Below are 15,624 nucleotides of genomic sequence, written 5' to 3'. Positions count from 1 at the left end.
ACTCCACCTATTGAGGAGAAGTCCATGAACTACAGCGGAAGTGCTTCCGAGAAGCCAGTAGCAGCCGGCGATCTTGACCGGAGCCATATCGGCCAGACGGTGAGCTTCCAGTCGAACGACTTCACGGTCGTCTTCGGAACGCTCGCCGGCATCGCCCGCACGGACGCTCAGGTGTACCTGTCCCTCCAAGGCGTAGGTGGCGGCACTCATCTGAAAGACGAATACGACCTCCCCGTCACCCAGGACGTCTACTTGCAACTGGATCCCCTGAGCACGGCCGGGAAGACCCTCTCCGAGGCAGAACGGGTCATCAAGGAGAAGTTCGACGAGATCAAGAAGAACCTCATAGACCGTGAACAGAAATCCGGTGCTGAGTAGCCCTCCGCCTGGTAGCCAAGGACCCCGCAACGCTCAGCGCTGCGGGGTTCTTGGCTTGATACGAATCGTCTTGTCATAGTGTTCGGGCACATCTATGGCGCAGCCCTGGATTCACCCGGGAATGGTGGAACGCCTCACCCGGGGTATGCAAGTATTTGCTTATGAATGCAGATAAGCGGACATGCGCATTGACACCGGACAGTGAATATGTCGAGTTGGCCGTTGAAGTCTTTGCCATGCTGGCCGATGCGACCAGGGTCCGGCTGATTCTTGCCCTGCGGGACGGGGAGTTACCAGTGAATGCGCTGGCGGAGAAAGCAGGAAAGTCTGCTGCCGCAGTGTCCCAGCATCTGGCGAAGATGCGCCTGGCTCGGATGGTCACCACCAGGCAGGAAGGGACAAAGGTCTACTACCGTCTGCAGGATGGGCACGCCTGGGAACTCGTCGCCGATGCGATCCATCAGGCTGAGCACGCCTTGGGCACCGCACCCCACCACAGACTTCACCCGCACCACGGCTCAGAGACAGCAGGGCAATGAACGGCCGGGCTGGTTCCGGCCACGGTGCTAACCCGCACCAGGATGAACACCACGGCCACGGGAGACACTCCCATCCCCACGACGATCACGGGCACTCCCATGGAACGGGGTTCGTCGGTTGGATCAGGCAACAGGTCGTGCCGCATTCCCACGACTCTGCTGATTCCATGGATTCTGCACTGGAAAGCAGCGCCCAGGGGATCCGGGCGGTAAAAATCTCATTGGCCGTACTTGGGGTGACGGCGGCGTTCCAACTGGTCATCGTCCTGATTAGCGGCTCGGTGGCGCTGCTGGCCGACACCGTCCATAATTTTTCCGACGCCCTGACAGCTGTGCCGCTCTGGGTCGCTTTCCTTCTCGGCCGCCGGGCTGCGACCAGGACCTATACCTACGGCTTTGGCCGAGCCGAAGACCTGGCCGGGCTCTTCATCGTCGCGATGATCGCCCTGTCGGCTGTGGTGGCAGCAGTCGAATCCATCCGCCGCTTCTTCGAACCCCAACCCGTGGAGAACCTGGGCTGGGTCCTTGCCGCCGGCATCGTTGGCTTCGCCGGTAATGAGCTCGTCGCGGTCTACCGGATCCCCGTCGGACGGAAAATCGGTTCAGCAGCCCTCGTCGCAGACGGAATTCACGCCCGCACCGACGGCTTCACGTCTTTGGCCGTCGTCGCCGGCGTGATTGGCATCTGGCTCGGATTCCCCCTCGCCGATCCAATCATCGGGATGCTGATCTCTGCAGCGATTGCGGTGCTGCTCTGGGGAACCGTCCGGGACATCGGCCGCCGGCTCATGGACGGTGTCGACCCCGCTCTCACCGACAAACTCGCAGCAGCAGTGCAAAGCCACTGCCCACAAGGGACAGCCTCACGCTTGCGCTGGTCAGGACACCGCCTCCTGGCAGAAGTGACGATTCCTGTGGTTGAGACAACCGTCAGCATGACAGGGCTGGCCCGGCAATCCGCTCGCATCGACCGTGCCGTCCGCACTGCTTTGCCCAACATCGGCTCGGTCACCATTGTTCCCCGGTACATCAACAGCAGCGAGCATGAAAGTCTGCCGAACCCGGAAGGATGAGACCGGCCGGGACTTCGAGCACCCGGAACCTATCCGGGGTATGCTCCAGCGTGGGCAGCTGAAGGCAGGCCCGGGCGTGAACTGCCCGGAAAACGGGGTACGTATCCACATGGGGGCGGCAAGCCATCCATGGTGGAACTTAAATGGTGACGAAATACCGGGAGGTAGCGGTGACGGCAGGTAACGGGCCCAAGGCCCGGCTTTACGCGGCCTGGGCAACCGGTCCCCTAGCTGTTGCCCTCGGCGCCGCTGCGCACGCCGTAAGCGGCGAAGCTGTTCCGGTTCCATCGATCCTGCTGGCGCTGGCTGCTCTGTTGAGTATGGCCGCGTCCATGCTGGCGGGCCGACGAATCCGGACGTGGATGCTGCTCATCGGGTCAGGAGTAGTTCAGCAGCTTCTGCACCTTGCGTTCGCGGCCTTTCCGGTCAGCGGCGGGGGCACATCGCGCGGGCATCCACACGATGCACCTATTGATCTGCCCGAACCGCAGGCTGTACCGGCGGCAGGCGGCCACCACGCCATCGAACTGATGCTTGACACACACGTAGCCGCAGCGCTGTTGACTGTTGTGATCCTGACCCAGTCACCCCGTCTGGTCGCCAAGTTCGCCCAGCCGGCAGCCATGGCTGCCAAGGCGTTGTCCCGGCGCTCCTGAACCCCTAGAGTGTGCCCAGGGAGAGCCGGCGTGCGTCATCGGCCGGGCAACGGCGGGGAAGGATTCCCATGGTGGACAAGTCGGTCCTGCTGGAACGAATGCTGTTCTTCAGCGACGCAGTTTTCGCCATCGCGCTGACGCTGTTGGCCCTGGACCTCAAGCTGCCTGTCGGGATTCCGCCGGAACGCTTCAATGCTGAACTTGTCGGCGGCATTCCAGAGCTGGTTGCCTTCGCCTTGTCCTTCCTGATCATTGCCCGCGTGTGGATGTCCCATCACAATGACTTCTTCCGGATCCGCGAATTCAATGCCCCGCTGGCTTGGCTGAACATGTTGCTGTTGTTTTTCATTGTGATGCTGCCCGCCAGCACCGCTGTGCTCAGTGACTATGGAGGGTACAACACTCCATGGCCGAGCGTCCTTTACGCCGCCACCATTTCCGGCGTTTACATCACCCTCAGCGGCATGTGGACGTATGCCTGGCGCAAGGGGCTCACCGACCACACGGTGGACGCCGCCGAGCACTGGCGGGTGTTCTGGGGCCGGTTGGCGGCGCCGGCGGTGTTCCTCCTGAGCATTCCCGCAGCGTTTTTCCTGCTGAGCAACACGCCCTACCTGTGGTTCCTGATCGTGCCCGCAGCGCTTCTGTCCCGCAAGCTGTCCCGTAAGCGGGCACCAGTAACTGAGCCTCCCGACGGCGGCAGCATCACGCCGTCCCTGCGACCCCCGGAATCTTGACTTCCTGGCGGCGGGTCTTCCCTTAGGTGGCCTCCGGCGCCAGGCCCAACACGAACGCGGCCTGGCCCACGTGTTGCAGGCAGTCAGCAAGGGTGCTGACGAGCCGGACGCCCACGGTGACCGGCGGGTCCCAGTTGGTATCGACGATGCGGTCCAGGTCCGCGTCAGTCAGGCCCTGCAGGAACTCCATTGTCTGCCGGTGAACGGCGTCGTAGTACTCCAGCAACAGCTCCGGCCGGGCCTGGACCACATCCACCTCCCGGGAGGAATGGCCGTAGCCGGTGTCCTCGGCGGGCAGTGGCAGCGCGAAGCGGCCCGCGAACTCGTGCAGCGTCCACGCCTGTTCCAGGCCGGCGATCTCGGCCACCTGCACATCCTCGACCCGGCTGAGGTGCCAGATCAGCCAGGCGATGGAGTTGCCATTGCCTGATGGCCGGCGGGCCAGTGACCTGCTGTCCACTGCATCAAGGGTCTCTTCCACCGTTTCGCGGATCCTGCCAAAAGCGTCCAGCAGTAGTTCGTTGGATTTCATCGAGTCGCCTTTCTCTAATCCTTCAGGTTCCTACTATGCCTTCCCGGGGGCCGCCGTCGAGCCCCGAATGACCAGTTCGGTGCCCAGCTCAATGCGCTGCGGCAGTTCCTCGTCCCCCTCGAGGTGGCGGAGCAGCGTGCGGGTGCCGGTCTCCGCCATCTGCACCACGGGTTGACGGAAAGTTCCCACGCTCAATCCGGACGCACACGCCTCAGATCCTGCGGGTTTTCCGTTCCCCAAGCCTAGTAGCAGCACCACGCACTACGAAAGTTTCGTTGGATGGCGGAAAGGGAAGACTTTACACCGGAGATGGCGGCAGCACCGACGTCGTAAGGTACTGGCCTGCCGCCGCTACCGGACCGTCTGGACCTGGTTGACGGTGATTCGGTCCAGCCACTCGCCAAGCATGGAAGTGACCAGTCCGGGCTGATCCAGGTGCGCGTTGTGGCCTGCACCGTCCAAAACGGAGATCGTGGCCCGCGGATAGTCTTCGAGGAGCTTGAAGGCATCCGGTAGCCGACCACGTGATCCTGGCGCCCCGTGATTATGACCGTCGGACCGTTAAACTCCCCGGTTTCCGGACGCCGGGCCAGTGAATAACGACCCGCAATTCGAGCCACAGCACGGGGGTCGAAAGCCCTGAGTCCGGGAAGGGCGTGGTCCCGGAACAGCTCCCAGTTCTGCTGTGATTCAATGACCGCCATGTCCGTGTATCCGGCGGCATCATCTGCGCTTAGGTTTTCCGTAACTGCCGGCTCCCTGCGCAGCACGGTCCGCGGCGGCACCTCACGCTCAGAGTGCTCCGAGAAGATGACGGGGCAAAGGAGCGCCAGTCCCAATACCTGCTCACCGAACTCGTTGGCGATGCGGCGGGCGATCAGTCCGCCGAATGAATTGCCCAGCACAGCAAATGGTCGGTCACCGAAGGCGCTGCGGGCGAAGGCGGCAACCTTGGCGGCCACAGCCTCGGCACCATCAATGTCAGGTCCTGCAGGAGTTTTACCCATCCCGGGAAGGTCCACGTAAACACGTTGCCATCCGGACCGCCCATTGAACATCGGCTCCAAGCTCAACAGGAACCTGTGGTCCATGCAGAATCCGTGGATCATGAGCAGCGGCGTGCCCTGGCCATGCGTTACTGAATGCATGCCCTGACGGTACCAGCAGTCCTGGCGGTGATCCTCCGTCAGTGCCTTGGAGCTGGCGGAATGTCCTCGTCGCGGCCGATGTTCTGGATTCCCACCGGTTCGCCCGGCCCACCGTTGGACCGGCGGGTGATCAGCCAGGTCACGAACCACAGCACCACGCCAATGGCCATGAGTCCTGCGGCTACCTGGTACTGGATGGGATTGCGGCCCACCCATGGTCCGGCCAGAAAGGCGCACAACAGGGCGGCCAGCAGCGGCAGCTGGCCAGGAGAAGTGAAGAAGACTTTACGGTTCGGATCGCGCTTACGCCGGAGGACGACGCAGGCCACATTGACCACTGTGAAGACACACAGCAGCAGGAAAGCGGTGGTGCCGGACAGGTTGGCCACGATGTTGCTCTCCGGATCGCTGCTGACGTACCAGATGAGACCCAACGCCAGGACGGTGGAGAAGAGGATGCCGGCCCACGGGGTGCGGCGAACCGGGAGCACCTTGCCCAGCGCCCGCGGCAGGACCTGCTGCCGCGCCATACCGTAGATTAGCCGACTGGCCATCAGCATGTTGATCAGCGCTGTGTTGGCTACAGCGAAGACAGCCAGGAACGGGAAGATCCTGTCGATGGGGAAGTCGGGCGAGCCCTTATGGACTACCTCGAGCAGCGCCGCACCTTCGGCTTCCCGGATGTCTGCCAGCTCCGTGGGCGTCAGCACGCTCACCACGGAGATCGCCACCAGCATGTAGAGGATCACCGCGATACCAAGCCCCGTCAGCATGGTGCGCGGGAAGATCTTTTCCGGCTCCTTCGTTTCCTCCACCATGTTCACGGAGTCCTCAAAACCCACCATGGCAAAGAACGCGATGGAGGTGGCCGCCGTAACAGCGAGGAACATTCCCTTGTCCTGGGAATCGTTGAAGACGAAGATCTCGCCAGGGTTTCCGGTGCCCTGCGCCATGACATAGAAGCCGACGCCGATGACGATGGACAGCGCGACCACCTCCACCGCGGTCAACACCACATTGAACTTCACGCTCTCGCCCACGCCGCGCAGGTTGATCGCCGCCAGCAGGATCATGAAGCACATGGCGACGGCGGTTATGACTCCTGGATCCGCTGCCCCCATCCAGCCGTTGATTTCCATTCCGCCGAAGAAGTTCTGCGCCAGCACATTCGCTGAGGTGGAGGCACTGGTGATGCCGGAACAGACCACGGCGAACGCCACCAGGAAGGTGACGAAGTGGATGCCGAACGCTTTGTGCGTATACAACGCCGCGCCTGCCGCTTGCGGATACTGGGTCACCAATTCCAGGTAGGAGAACGCCGTCAACGTCGCGACCACGAACGCCAGCAGGAACGGCAACCAGACGATGCCGCCTACCGTCCCCGCCATGGTGCCGGTGACCGCGTAGACGCCGGCGCCCAGGATGTCGCCCACAATAAACAGGAGCAAAAGCTTGGGCCCGAGGACGCGTTTGAGCGCTGGCTCGTGATTGTCGGGGGTGACGTCGGAAACCTGATCGGACGCGGTACTCATAGTGACCTCCACAGCGGACTCACGGCTACCTGAGGAACCGTGCCCGGGCTGCGGCCACGGCGTGATCCCTATCACTGTGGACCCCTTGCGTCACTTTGGCAACACCTGTGTCGAGGCGACGAGTGTGCGGGTGCTGCCATCGGGACGCCTCCGGCCTGGCCGTCTCGATGGTTCCCTGCCCAGTCGATGCCCGGGGACGTCGAGCGGGCAGGGAACCGTCGAATCGGCGACGGCGGCAGGCTGCGGCAGGTGCCCGCTACCGCTCCGGCGGCAGGCCGGCGTCGTCCATTACTGCCTCCTGGCCGTCCGGCACCCAGCGCAACAGGTCTCCGGGCTGACACTCCAGGACCTCACACAGCGCCTCAAGGGTGGTAAAGCGGACGGCCTTGGCGCGGCCGTTCTTCAGTACGGCCAAATTTGCCGGCGTGATCCCGACGCGCTCGGCGAGAACCCCGACAGGCATCTTCCGCTTGGCCAACAGCACGTCGATATCCACGATAATGGGCACTCAGATCACCTCGCCCAACTCGTTACGCAGGTGCTGCGCCTCGGCGTCTACGGCCACCGCCTGGGCCAGCAGTGTCCGGAGGACCAGCACCAGCAGCGCCACGCCGGCGATCATCAGGGACACGCCACAGATCAGCCCCACGATCCCGGGCGCAACGTCCCCCGGCGCGAGCATCACGGCCAGCGCGAAGACCAGGACCGAAGCGACAGCGACTGCGCCGAAAATGATGTCGACGTAGCGGAACGCGGCATGGGAGAACACGGTGCCCCGGCGCACCATGGTGAGCAGGCGCCACACGCAGACCGCGCTGACCTGCACCGTGACGATGCCCAGGACCACGATCAGCAGGAACGGAATACGGACTTCCGTTGGCGCGCCCGCTTCTTCCATGTCGATGGACACTAACGGCACCATCCATACCTGCACAAACAACGAGCCGGACAGTACCAGCGCGAGCACAATGCGCAACGCGAGGATGGTGAGCTTTCCCATGAGGTCTCCTTGGAGTATCGATTAACAATTAGATTCTATCGATATTCGAGAAGTATGGGCAAGCAGGCTCCCAACCGGGCAGAGCCATGGAAGGGGTCTATCCGGTTGGGTGGCGTTACCTCAGGTGGCGGACCGCCTAGCTGAGGTATCCGTTCGGGTTCAGGACGTACTTGGTGGCCGCACCGGCGTCGAACTCTGCGTACCCCTGCGGCGCCTCTTCCAGGGTGATGGCCTTCGCGTTGACGTTCTTGGCGATGTGCACGCGGTCGTTCAGGATGGCCATCATCAGCTGCCTGTTGTACTTCATGACCGGACACTGCCCTGTGGTGAAGCTGAGCGACTTGGCCCAGCCGGTACCGAGGCTGAGGCTCAGCGCACCCTTCTTCGCGGCCTCATCAATGCCACCCGGGTCCCCCGTGACATACAGCCCCGGAATACCCAATGCGCCGCCGGCCGCCGTGATGTCCATCAGTGAGTTAAGCACCGTAGCCGGCGCTTCCTTCGCATCATGCCCATGGCCCCTGGCCTCGAAACCTACCGCGTCCACCCCGCAATCCACCTCGGGAACGCCCAGGATCTGTTCGATCTGCTCGGCCGGGCCACCCTTGGTCAGGTCTACGGTCTCGCATCCGAAGGCGCGGGCTGCTTCCAGCCTGTCGGCGTTCAAATCCCCCACAATCACGACGGCGGCACCCAGCAGGTGCGCACTGGTGGCCGCGGCGAGGCCAACAGGTCCGGCACCCGCTACGTACACAGTGGAGCCCACGCCGACGCCAGCCGAAACTGCCCCGTGGAAACCGGTGGGGAAAATGTCCGAAAGCATGGCCAGGTCCAGGATCTTCTCCATGGCCCTGTCCTTGTCCGGGAACTTCAGCAGGTTCCAGTCGGCGTAGGGAACCAGGACGTAGTTCGCCTGGCCACCCACCCAGCCACCCATGTCCACATAGCCGTAAGCGCTTCCGGGGCGGTCCGGGTTCACATTCAGGCAAATGCCGGTCTTGCGCTCCTTGCAGTTCCGGCACCGCCCGCAGGCGATATTGAAGGGCACAGAGCAGAGGTCCCCTACCTTGATGAATTCGACGTCGGACCCAACTTCCACCACTTCGCCGGTGATCTCGTGCCCCAGCACCAGGTCCGGCGGGGCGGTGGTGCGGCCCCGGACCATGTGCTGGTCCGAGCCGCAGATGTTGGTGGCCACCGTCTTGATGATTGCGCCGTGCTGAACCTTCCGGCCGATGTTCGCCGGATTTACTCCGGGGCCGTCTTTGAGTTCGAACGCGGGGTAGTCGATATCGATCAGTTCAACTTTGCCAGGCGCCTTGTAGGCGACTGCCTTATTCCCTGCCATCTGTCTCTCCTTCTTGTCCTGCCGGCCCACAACACTGAGAGCCGGATGAAGCATGAAGCAATTTCTGATGCACCCTCCAAGGGCAGATGCTGCCCTGCTGGATAAGCCGCGGGCAGCTACCTGGAGTTGGGGGTTTGGTCAGTCTAGGCAGGGACGGGCCTGAGGTCTACGGCTGCTGGAACTCCGGCGGCGGGGCGGTGGATTCCCGGACCACCAGGTGGGTGGCCAGCTCAACCCGGCGGGAGTCCAGGACCTCACCGCGCATCTGGCGCAGGATGAAACGCAGGGCTGCACGGCCCATCTCTGGCAGCGGCTGGGCCACGGACGTCAGTGAGGGTACGGATTCCTCCGCTTGGTAGGTGCCGTCAAAACCGACCAGGCTCATCTCCTCCGGTACACGCACGTTCTGCCGCCGGGCCTCGGCGAGCGCACCGAGGGCCACGGTGTCGTTGGCTGCAAAGACGGCGGTGGGGCGCTCCTCGAGCAGCAGAAGTTTCCGCATGCCCTGGACGCCGGCGTCGGACCTGAAGCTGCCTTGGAGGATGTAGCAATCAAGTACAGGGACGTTCCTGGCCCGCAGGGCGGCGAGGTAGCCATGGAGGCGGGCCTGGTTGCATTCGGCGCCGTCAGGCCCTCCGAGGTAGGCAATCCTGCGGTGGCCAAGATCCAGAAGATGAGAGGTGGCATCCTTGCCGCCAGCCCAGTTGGTGGCTCCGATGCTGACCACGTTCCCGGTGGGTGGATTGAGCGGATCGATGACCACTGTTGGGACGCCTCGGCGGTGGAAGGCTTCCAGTTGGTCCTCGTTGAAGGCGGACGTCACCACGATCATGCCGCAACGGCCCTCATCAACTATCCGGCGGGCACGCTGCTCCGGGGTTAACCGAGAAGGGCCCTGCCTGCTGGTGACGTTCAAAAGCACTTCAATGTCCGCTGCTCCGGCCGACTCCAGGATGCCGTTGAGCACCTCTATTGAGTAAGCGGAATCGAGGGAATCGAAAACCACCTCCACGGCCTGGCGCCCGGCAAGGTTGCGGCGCAGCTGGACCGGGGACTTGTAGCCGGTGCGGGCCAGGACGGCCATCACCCTGGAGCGGGTATCCGCAGCAACATCGTCACGGCCGTTGATGACCTTGGAAACGGTGGGCACGGAAACGCCTGCCTCCTGGGCTATTGCTGCCAGCGTAAGTTTTCCCTGTTCCACGGTAGTCATTCAGGCTCCTCGATTTCGAAACATTTCGCTCCCCCAGTCTCTAGTACCCCTTGGTTGACGTCAACGGCCCTCAACGGATCCTGACGGCGGTGTCTTGACGCAAGGTGTGATGGTGGTTACTTTTGATTCATTCGCCGAAAGCCTTATCGAAATTTTTCTGCACTACTGGTTCCGCCTCCTCTTGTGTGAATTCCGCACTCGCATCGGGGCGCGCATTTACCATGTCCGGCAGAACCCTGAAAGGACAGCAATGACTCCCGCACAGCCAGTGCAGCCCCTGCGCGTCGGCATGGTGGGCTACGCCTTCATGGGCGCTGCCCACTCCCATGCCTGGCGGACGGCCCCCCGGTTCTTTGACCTCCCCTTGCAACCCGAGCTCACCGCCGTCGCCGGCCGGGACGCCGACGGCGTGCAGGCAGCTGCCCGCAAGCTCGGCTGGGCCTCCACCGAGATGGACTGGCGGCAACTGATCGACCGGGACGACATCGACCTGATCGACATCTGCACGCCCGGCAACACCCACGCCGAGATCGCCATCGCGGCCCTGGAGGCTGGGAAGCACGTCTTGTGTGAGAAGCCGCTGGCCAACTCGGTGGCAGAGGCGGAACGCATGACGGACGCCGCGGAAGCCGCAGCGGAGCGCGGAGTATTTGCCATGTGCGGGTTCAGCTACCGCCGCACCCCGGCACTGGCGTTGGCCAAACGCCTGGTCCAGGAGGGCAGGGTGGGAACAATCCGCCACGTCCGGGCCCAATACCTCCAGGACTGGCTCAGCGACGAAAATGCGCCCATGACCTGGCGCCTGGACAGGTCCAAGTCCGGATCGGGCTCCCTCGGCGACATCGGCGCACACAGCATCGACGCCGCCCAGTGGATCACGGGCCAGAAGATTACCGGCGTTTCAGCCCTGTTGGAAACCTTCGTCAAGGAACGGCCGCTGGCCGGTGACAGGGTAGGTCTGGGTGGTCACGGCGACCTCAGTGATGCAACACCGCGTGGTGCCGTGACCGTAGACGATGCCGCAATCTTCAGTGCCCGCTTTGAAGGTGGCCCCATCGGCGTCTTCGAAGCCACCCGCTACGCCCTGGGCCGCAAGAACGCCATGCGGCTGGAAATCAACGGCACCAAGGGATCACTGGCGTTCGATTTTGAGGACATGAACGTCCTTTCCATTTACGACGCCGAGGACTCACCTGATGCCGGGTTCCGGCGGGTTTTCGTCACCGAACCCGAGCATCCATACGTAGGGAACTGGTGGCCCACCGGCCACGGCCTCGGATACGAGCATGGCTTCACCCACCAGGTGGTGGACCTGGTGAACGCCCTCGCGGAGAACCGGCAGCCGGAGCCCTCGTTCGCCGAGGCCCTGCAGGTACAGCGGGTGCTGACCGCCGTCGAATCCAGCGCCGCCGATTCCAGCCGCTGGCAGGTGGTCTGACATGGCTCGGCCCATCACGCTGTTCACCGGACAGTGGGCAGATCTACCGTTCGAAGAAGTTGCCCGACTTGCCGGGGAGTGGGGATTCGATGGCCTCGAAATCGCCTGCTGGGGTGACCATCTGGATCCCCGCCGGGCCGCTGAAGACGACGAATATGTCAAAGGCCGGCTGGAGATCCTGGAAAAGCACAACCTCCAGGTCTTTGCCATCGCCAATCACCTCACCGGCCAGGCTGTGTGCGATGACCCCATCGACGAACGCCACCAGGGCATCCTGTCCCCCGAGGTATGGGGCGACGGCGACCCGGAGGGAGTGCGCGGCCGCGCCGCCGAGGTCATGAAGGACACGGCCAGGGCTGCCGCTCGGCTGGGCGTCACAACCGTCACGGGGTTTACCGGGTCCTCGATCTGGAAGGCCGTGGCAATGTTCCCGCCGGCCTCCCCCGCAATGATCGAACGCGGCTACCAGGACTTCGCGGACCGCTGGAGCCCCATCATGGACACCTTTGACGAGGAGGGCGTTCGCTTTGCCCTGGAAGTCCACCCTTCCGAGATCGCCTACGACTACTGGACTACCAAGCGGACATTGGAAGCGATGGGTCACAGGGAAAGCTTCGGCCTGAACTTCGATCCCTCCCATTTCATTTGGCAGGACCTGGACCCGGTGATGTTCCTCCAGGACTTCGCGTCCAAAATCTTCCATGTCCACGTCAAGGAATCAGTCCGGCAATTGGACGGGCGCAACGGCAGGCTCGGCTCACATCTGCCGTGGGCGGACCCACGCCGCGGCTGGGACTTTGTCACTGCCGGACATGGCGACGTGAAGTGGGAGCCCATCTTCCGCACCCTCAATGCGATCGGTTATTCGGGGCCCACCAGCGTGGAATGGGAAGACGCCGGCATGGACCGGATGGTCGGCGCTCCCCAGGCCCTGGCCATGGTCCGGGAACTCGCGGCCATCGCCCCGCCTGCCGCCGCATTTGATGCAGCATTTTCAAGCCACTGAAATAAAGGAAAACCATGACAGAGAACAAGGCAGCGCTCGTGGTCCGCGGCGGATGGGACGGACATCAGCCGGTGGAAGCAACCGACTCGTTCATTCCGTTCCTCAAGAACAACGGCTACGACGTCCGGGTAGAGGAATCCCCCAAGATCTACGCCGACGCCGGATACATGGCGGACGTAAACCTCATTATGCAATGCATGACCATGTCAACCATCGAAAAGGACGAGTTCGAGGGGCTCCGCACCGCCGTCGAACATGGCACGGGGCTGGCTGGCTGGCATGGCGGGATCGCGGATTCCTACCGGAACACTGCCGATTATCTCCACCTGATCGGCGGGCAGTTTGCCTGCCACCCCGGCAAGCACCCGGACGAGCGCACCGGCGGGCAGCCGGATAACTACGTTCCCTACACAGTCAACATGCTTCCCGCCGCTGAGAAGCACCCCATCACCCAGGGCATCGGCGACTTCGATCTGGTCACCGAGCAGTACTGGGTGCTGGCTGACGACTACATCGATGTGCTGGCCACTACAACCCAAAAAGTCCGTGAATGGGACCCCTGGAACCGTGAAGTTACCTCGCCGGCCATCTGGACCCGGCAGTGGGGCAAGGGCCGGATCTTCGTTTCAACGCCAGGCCATAACATGGACGTGCTCGAGGACAGCAACGTCCGCACCATCATCGAAAGGGGCCTGCTGTGGGCAAGCCGTTGAAAGTTGGAATCGTCGGATGCGGCGCCATCATTGCCCAGTACCTGGCCAACTTCCGGCGTCTGGACGCTTTGGAACTGGTGGCCGTGGCGGACCTGGATCCGGCGCGCGCGCAGGCTGTTGCTGATGACTACGACGGCGTCCGGGCACTGGGCGTTGACGAACTCATCGCCGATCCCGAGGTGGAGCTAGTCCTGAACCTGACCATCCCGGCCGCGCATGCGGAGGTGGCGCGCAAAGCAATTGCCGCGGGCAAGAGCGTCTACGGGGAAAAGCCACTGGCGGCCACCACGGCTGAAGCGCGCGAGGTGCTTTCCGCGGCGGCCGCTGCGGGCGTGCAGGTCGGCTGCGCTCCGGACACGGTTCTTGGCACGGGCATCCAGACCGCGCGCAAGGCCATCGACGACGGTCTGATAGGGTCGCCGATCTCCGCGACCGCCACCATGGTCACGCCCGGGCACGAACGCTGGCATCCCAACCCTGACTTCTACTACCAGCCCGGCGGCGGTCCGTTGCTGGACATGGGCCCCTACTACGTGAGCGCCCTGGTCACCCTGCTGGGCCCGGTAGTCTCGGTCACCGGAATGGCCAGCCACACCCGCAGCGAGCGCATCATCGGGTCCGGGCCGCGCCAGGGAGAGGTCATCCCGGTGCAGTTCGACTCCCACGTCACCGGGATCCTGGCCCATGCCGACGGTGCCCTGTCAACGCTGGTGATGAGCTTCGACGCCGTCAACACTAAAGCCTCCAACATTGAAATCCACGGCGAGCTCGGTTCGCTGGTTGTCCCGGATCCGAACCGCTTCGATGGCTCTGTTGAGCTGTTTGCCCTCGGCGCCGACGACTGGGAAACCCTTCCGGTCTCTGCCGGCTACGTGGATTCGGGCCGGGGCTTCGGCATAGCGGACCTCGCGGCAACCCCCGCGGGCTCCGAGCCGCGCGCGGGCGGCGAGCTCGCGTTCCACGTGCTGGACGTGATGGAGTCGGTGCTTGAGTCGGCCCGTACCGGAACTGTACTGCGAATCGGGAGCACGGCGGCCAGGCCGGAACCGGTGCGGCTCAAACCGGCACCGGACACGGCTCTGGCACAGGCTTAGCAAGGTTCGGCTGCCAGCCCTGCGGGCAGCCGAACCACCAGGCGGGCACGACTAGCGCCTGTTCCCCTAGTCAGCGGTGTCATCGCCGGTGTCAGCTGTGTCATCGCCGAGGAACAGGTTGTATCGGAGGGTGTAAACTTTGGGCTCCGGCGAGAACCAGCGCTATCAGGATGCACACCACCGGCGGTAGCGGAGTCGCATAGGCGAGAATGAAGGCCAGTGAGGCGGCGAAGACAGCGACAGCTACGCCTATAAGCAGGCGCAGCCGTAAGCGCAGCAATCTGGGCCTCCGTCCCCGCGGGCCGCCCGAATCCGGATACTTGTTCGCAGTCATGACACCCCGGTCATTCTTCCAGTGCTGAGCGCATCACAAGCAGCCCGTTCCACATGATGCGGCAGGCGAACACCAGGATGTCGCCGCCGTCGTTCTCCTTCTCCTTCAGCAGCCACTCCTCCACGCATCCCTTGCTCCATGGTGGGCTCTGCAGGCGGAAGTAATCCGCCCTGATCCGAGACTATCCACACCCGCCCATCCGGGTACAGGCTTCCGTCATTGCCAGCACCTTCCGGCCGCGAGATACTGCACGGATGCCGTCCCCTTCAGCACCACTGCCTGCACACCTGCCCGCAGTCCCAGTTGACGACGTCATTCACGACCCCATCCGCGCCCAGTTCGAGGCGTTCCTCGGCCAGCACCGCAGCATGCTCAACAGCTGCCTGGACGGGCTGACCGAGGAGCAGGCCCGCCGCTCCCTGGTGCCGTCCCGGACCACCCTGCTGGGCCTGGTCAAGCACGCCGCGTTTGTGGAGAGGGTGTGGTTCGACGAAGCGATCACTTCCCGGACACGAGCTGAAATCGGGATCCCTGCATCACCGGATGAATCGTTCATTCTTGACGACGGCGACACCATCGCCAGCGTTCAACAGGCCCACCGGGAAGCCTGCTCGGCTTCGCTCGCTGCCGCGTCTTCGCTGGGGTTGGACGACGCCGTTCAGGGCAACCGTCGCGGCCCGCTCCCGCTGCGTTGGGTGTATCTTCACGTCCTGCGCGAACTGGCGCAGCACTGCGGCCACGCGGACATCCTGCGCGAACAGATCCTGGCCGCCGATGCCGCCACCTGAACTTTCGGCGCCCGCTCGTCCCGGGACTCCGCCGTCGGACAGTTCATCCGCTGTCCACCCGCAGGACCGGTGCTGATCACCGTCGAAGGAAAGAC

General features: G+C 63.5%; 18 protein-coding genes. 10 read left to right on the top strand and 8 right to left on the bottom strand.

Annotated elements, in window-relative coordinates; all coding sequences use genetic code 11:
- The first annotated feature begins 24 nt into the window (after nt 1–24).
- The 5 genes from AC50X5_RS14755 to AC50X5_RS14735 all read left to right on the top strand — a co-directional run bounded on the left by AC50X5_RS14755 (nt 25) and on the right by AC50X5_RS14735 (nt 3,383).
- Complete coding sequence (locus AC50X5_RS14755; protein ID WP_494976821.1) at nt 25–378, top strand: MATH domain-containing protein; 354 nt, start codon at nt 25–27, stop codon at nt 376–378.
- Nucleotides 379–539: 161 nt separating this feature from the next.
- Nucleotides 540–917: an ArsR/SmtB family transcription factor gene (locus AC50X5_RS14750; protein ID WP_494976820.1), complete on the top strand. Its 378-nt coding sequence runs from the start codon at nt 540–542 to the stop codon at nt 915–917.
- Nucleotides 918–1,084: 167 nt separating this feature from the next.
- Nucleotides 1,085–1,990 (top strand): cation diffusion facilitator family transporter, encoded by a 906-nt coding sequence (locus AC50X5_RS14745; RefSeq protein ID WP_494976819.1) that lies wholly within the window; start codon nt 1,085–1,087, stop codon nt 1,988–1,990.
- A gap of 143 nt (nt 1,991–2,133) precedes the next feature.
- Nucleotides 2,134–2,646 carry a hypothetical protein gene (locus AC50X5_RS14740; protein ID WP_494976818.1) on the top strand — a complete coding sequence of 171 codons (513 nt, stop codon included), beginning with the start codon at nt 2,134–2,136 and terminating at the stop codon, nt 2,644–2,646.
- A 68-nt stretch (nt 2,647–2,714) separates the two neighbouring features.
- Nucleotides 2,715–3,383: a TMEM175 family protein gene (locus AC50X5_RS14735; protein WP_494976817.1), complete on the top strand. Its 669-nt coding sequence runs from the start codon at nt 2,715–2,717 to the stop codon at nt 3,381–3,383.
- 22 nt (nt 3,384–3,405) lie between these two features.
- Here the strand turns inward: AC50X5_RS14735 and AC50X5_RS14730 are convergent, their stop codons facing one another.
- The 8 genes from AC50X5_RS14730 to AC50X5_RS14695 all read right to left on the bottom strand — a co-directional run bounded on the left by AC50X5_RS14730 (nt 3,406) and on the right by AC50X5_RS14695 (nt 10,156).
- Nucleotides 3,406–3,915 carry a mycothiol transferase gene (locus AC50X5_RS14730; protein WP_494976816.1) on the bottom strand — a complete coding sequence of 170 codons (510 nt, stop codon included), beginning with the start codon at nt 3,913–3,915 and terminating at the stop codon, nt 3,406–3,408.
- 33 nt (nt 3,916–3,948) lie between these two features.
- The gene (locus AC50X5_RS14725; RefSeq protein WP_494976882.1) at nt 3,949–4,170 is read right to left on the bottom strand and encodes a hypothetical protein; all 222 of its coding nucleotides are present in this window, start codon (nt 4,168–4,170) and stop codon (nt 3,949–3,951) included.
- A complete protein-coding gene (locus AC50X5_RS14720) occupies nt 4,158–5,063 on the bottom strand; it encodes an alpha/beta fold hydrolase (RefSeq protein WP_494976815.1) in 906 nt (301 codons plus the stop codon). The genes AC50X5_RS14725 and AC50X5_RS14720 overlap by 13 nt, the downstream gene beginning before the upstream one ends.
- Nucleotides 5,064–5,101: 38 nt before the next feature.
- Nucleotides 5,102–6,595 (bottom strand): APC family permease, encoded by a 1,494-nt coding sequence (locus AC50X5_RS14715; protein ID WP_494976814.1) that lies wholly within the window; start codon nt 6,593–6,595, stop codon nt 5,102–5,104.
- A gap of 256 nt (nt 6,596–6,851) precedes the next feature.
- A complete protein-coding gene (locus tag AC50X5_RS14710) occupies nt 6,852–7,103 on the bottom strand; it encodes a helix-turn-helix domain-containing protein (protein WP_494976813.1) in 252 nt (83 codons plus the stop codon).
- Complete coding sequence (locus AC50X5_RS14705) at nt 7,104–7,595, bottom strand: DUF2975 domain-containing protein (RefSeq protein ID WP_494976812.1); 492 nt, start codon at nt 7,593–7,595, stop codon at nt 7,104–7,106.
- A 136-nt stretch (nt 7,596–7,731) separates the two neighbouring features.
- Nucleotides 7,732–8,943, bottom strand: coding sequence for a formaldehyde dehydrogenase, glutathione-independent (fdhA, locus tag AC50X5_RS14700; protein WP_494976811.1), 1,212 nt, complete (start codon nt 8,941–8,943; stop codon nt 7,732–7,734).
- Nucleotides 8,944–9,109: 166 nt separating this feature from the next.
- Entirely contained in the window at nt 9,110–10,156 is a 1,047-nt protein-coding gene (locus tag AC50X5_RS14695) for a LacI family DNA-binding transcriptional regulator (RefSeq protein ID WP_494976810.1), read from the bottom strand.
- A gap of 250 nt (nt 10,157–10,406) precedes the next feature.
- On the opposite strand from AC50X5_RS14695, the gene AC50X5_RS14690 reads away from it, so the two are divergent.
- From AC50X5_RS14690 to AC50X5_RS14670, 5 genes are all read left to right on the top strand, one after another.
- Entirely contained in the window at nt 10,407–11,594 is a 1,188-nt protein-coding gene (locus tag AC50X5_RS14690) for a Gfo/Idh/MocA family protein (protein WP_494976809.1), read from the top strand.
- 1 nt (nt 11,595) lies between these two features.
- Nucleotides 11,596–12,600, top strand: a complete 1,005-nt coding sequence (locus AC50X5_RS14685) for a sugar phosphate isomerase/epimerase family protein (RefSeq protein WP_494976808.1) — start codon at nt 11,596–11,598, stop codon at nt 12,598–12,600.
- A 14-nt stretch (nt 12,601–12,614) separates the two neighbouring features.
- Nucleotides 12,615–13,313 (top strand): ThuA domain-containing protein, encoded by a 699-nt coding sequence (locus tag AC50X5_RS14680; protein WP_494976807.1) that lies wholly within the window; start codon nt 12,615–12,617, stop codon nt 13,311–13,313.
- The gene (locus AC50X5_RS14675) at nt 13,298–14,407 is read left to right on the top strand and encodes a Gfo/Idh/MocA family protein (RefSeq protein WP_494976806.1); all 1,110 of its coding nucleotides are present in this window, start codon (nt 13,298–13,300) and stop codon (nt 14,405–14,407) included. Before AC50X5_RS14680 ends, AC50X5_RS14675 begins: the two co-directional genes overlap by 16 nt.
- Nucleotides 14,408–14,995: 588 nt before the next feature.
- On the top strand, nt 14,996–15,529 hold the full coding sequence (locus tag AC50X5_RS14670; protein WP_494976805.1) for a DinB family protein: 534 nt from the start codon (nt 14,996–14,998) through the stop codon (nt 15,527–15,529).
- The last annotated feature ends 95 nt before the right edge of the window (nt 15,530–15,624 follow it).

Source organism: Pseudarthrobacter sp. MDT1-40-2, assembly GCF_059383595.1.
The sequence above is the reverse complement of the archived record's forward strand: the minus strand, read 5'-3'. Positions and strand labels throughout refer to the sequence as shown.

Bases quoted from the DNA above. Each gene is read 5' to 3' on its own strand.
- AC50X5_RS14755 (WP_494976821.1), top strand. From the start codon at position 25: ATGAACTACAGCGGAAGTGCTTCCGAGAAGCCAGTAGCAGCCGGCGAT.
- AC50X5_RS14750 (WP_494976820.1), top strand. From the start codon at position 540: ATGAATGCAGATAAGCGGACATGCGCATTGACACCGGACAGTGAATAT.
- AC50X5_RS14745 (WP_494976819.1), top strand. From the start codon at position 1,085: ATGGATTCTGCACTGGAAAGCAGCGCCCAGGGGATCCGGGCGGTAAAA.
- AC50X5_RS14740 (WP_494976818.1), top strand. From the start codon at position 2,134: ATGGTGACGAAATACCGGGAGGTAGCGGTGACGGCAGGTAACGGGCCC.
- AC50X5_RS14735 (WP_494976817.1), top strand. From the start codon at position 2,715: ATGGTGGACAAGTCGGTCCTGCTGGAACGAATGCTGTTCTTCAGCGAC.
- AC50X5_RS14730 (WP_494976816.1), bottom strand. From the start codon at position 3,915: ATGAAATCCAACGAACTACTGCTGGACGCTTTTGGCAGGATCCGCGAA.
- AC50X5_RS14720 (WP_494976815.1), bottom strand. From the start codon at position 5,063: ATGCATTCAGTAACGCATGGCCAGGGCACGCCGCTGCTCATGATCCAC.
- AC50X5_RS14715 (WP_494976814.1), bottom strand. From the start codon at position 6,595: ATGAGTACCGCGTCCGATCAGGTTTCCGACGTCACCCCCGACAATCAC.
- AC50X5_RS14705 (WP_494976812.1), bottom strand. From the start codon at position 7,595: ATGGGAAAGCTCACCATCCTCGCGTTGCGCATTGTGCTCGCGCTGGTA.
- fdhA (WP_494976811.1), bottom strand. From the start codon at position 8,943: ATGGCAGGGAATAAGGCAGTCGCCTACAAGGCGCCTGGCAAAGTTGAA.
- AC50X5_RS14695 (WP_494976810.1), bottom strand. From the start codon at position 10,156: ATGACTACCGTGGAACAGGGAAAACTTACGCTGGCAGCAATAGCCCAG.
- AC50X5_RS14690 (WP_494976809.1), top strand. From the start codon at position 10,407: ATGACTCCCGCACAGCCAGTGCAGCCCCTGCGCGTCGGCATGGTGGGC.
- AC50X5_RS14685 (WP_494976808.1), top strand. From the start codon at position 11,596: ATGGCTCGGCCCATCACGCTGTTCACCGGACAGTGGGCAGATCTACCG.
- AC50X5_RS14680 (WP_494976807.1), top strand. From the start codon at position 12,615: ATGACAGAGAACAAGGCAGCGCTCGTGGTCCGCGGCGGATGGGACGGA.
- AC50X5_RS14670 (WP_494976805.1), top strand. From the start codon at position 14,996: ATGCCGTCCCCTTCAGCACCACTGCCTGCACACCTGCCCGCAGTCCCA.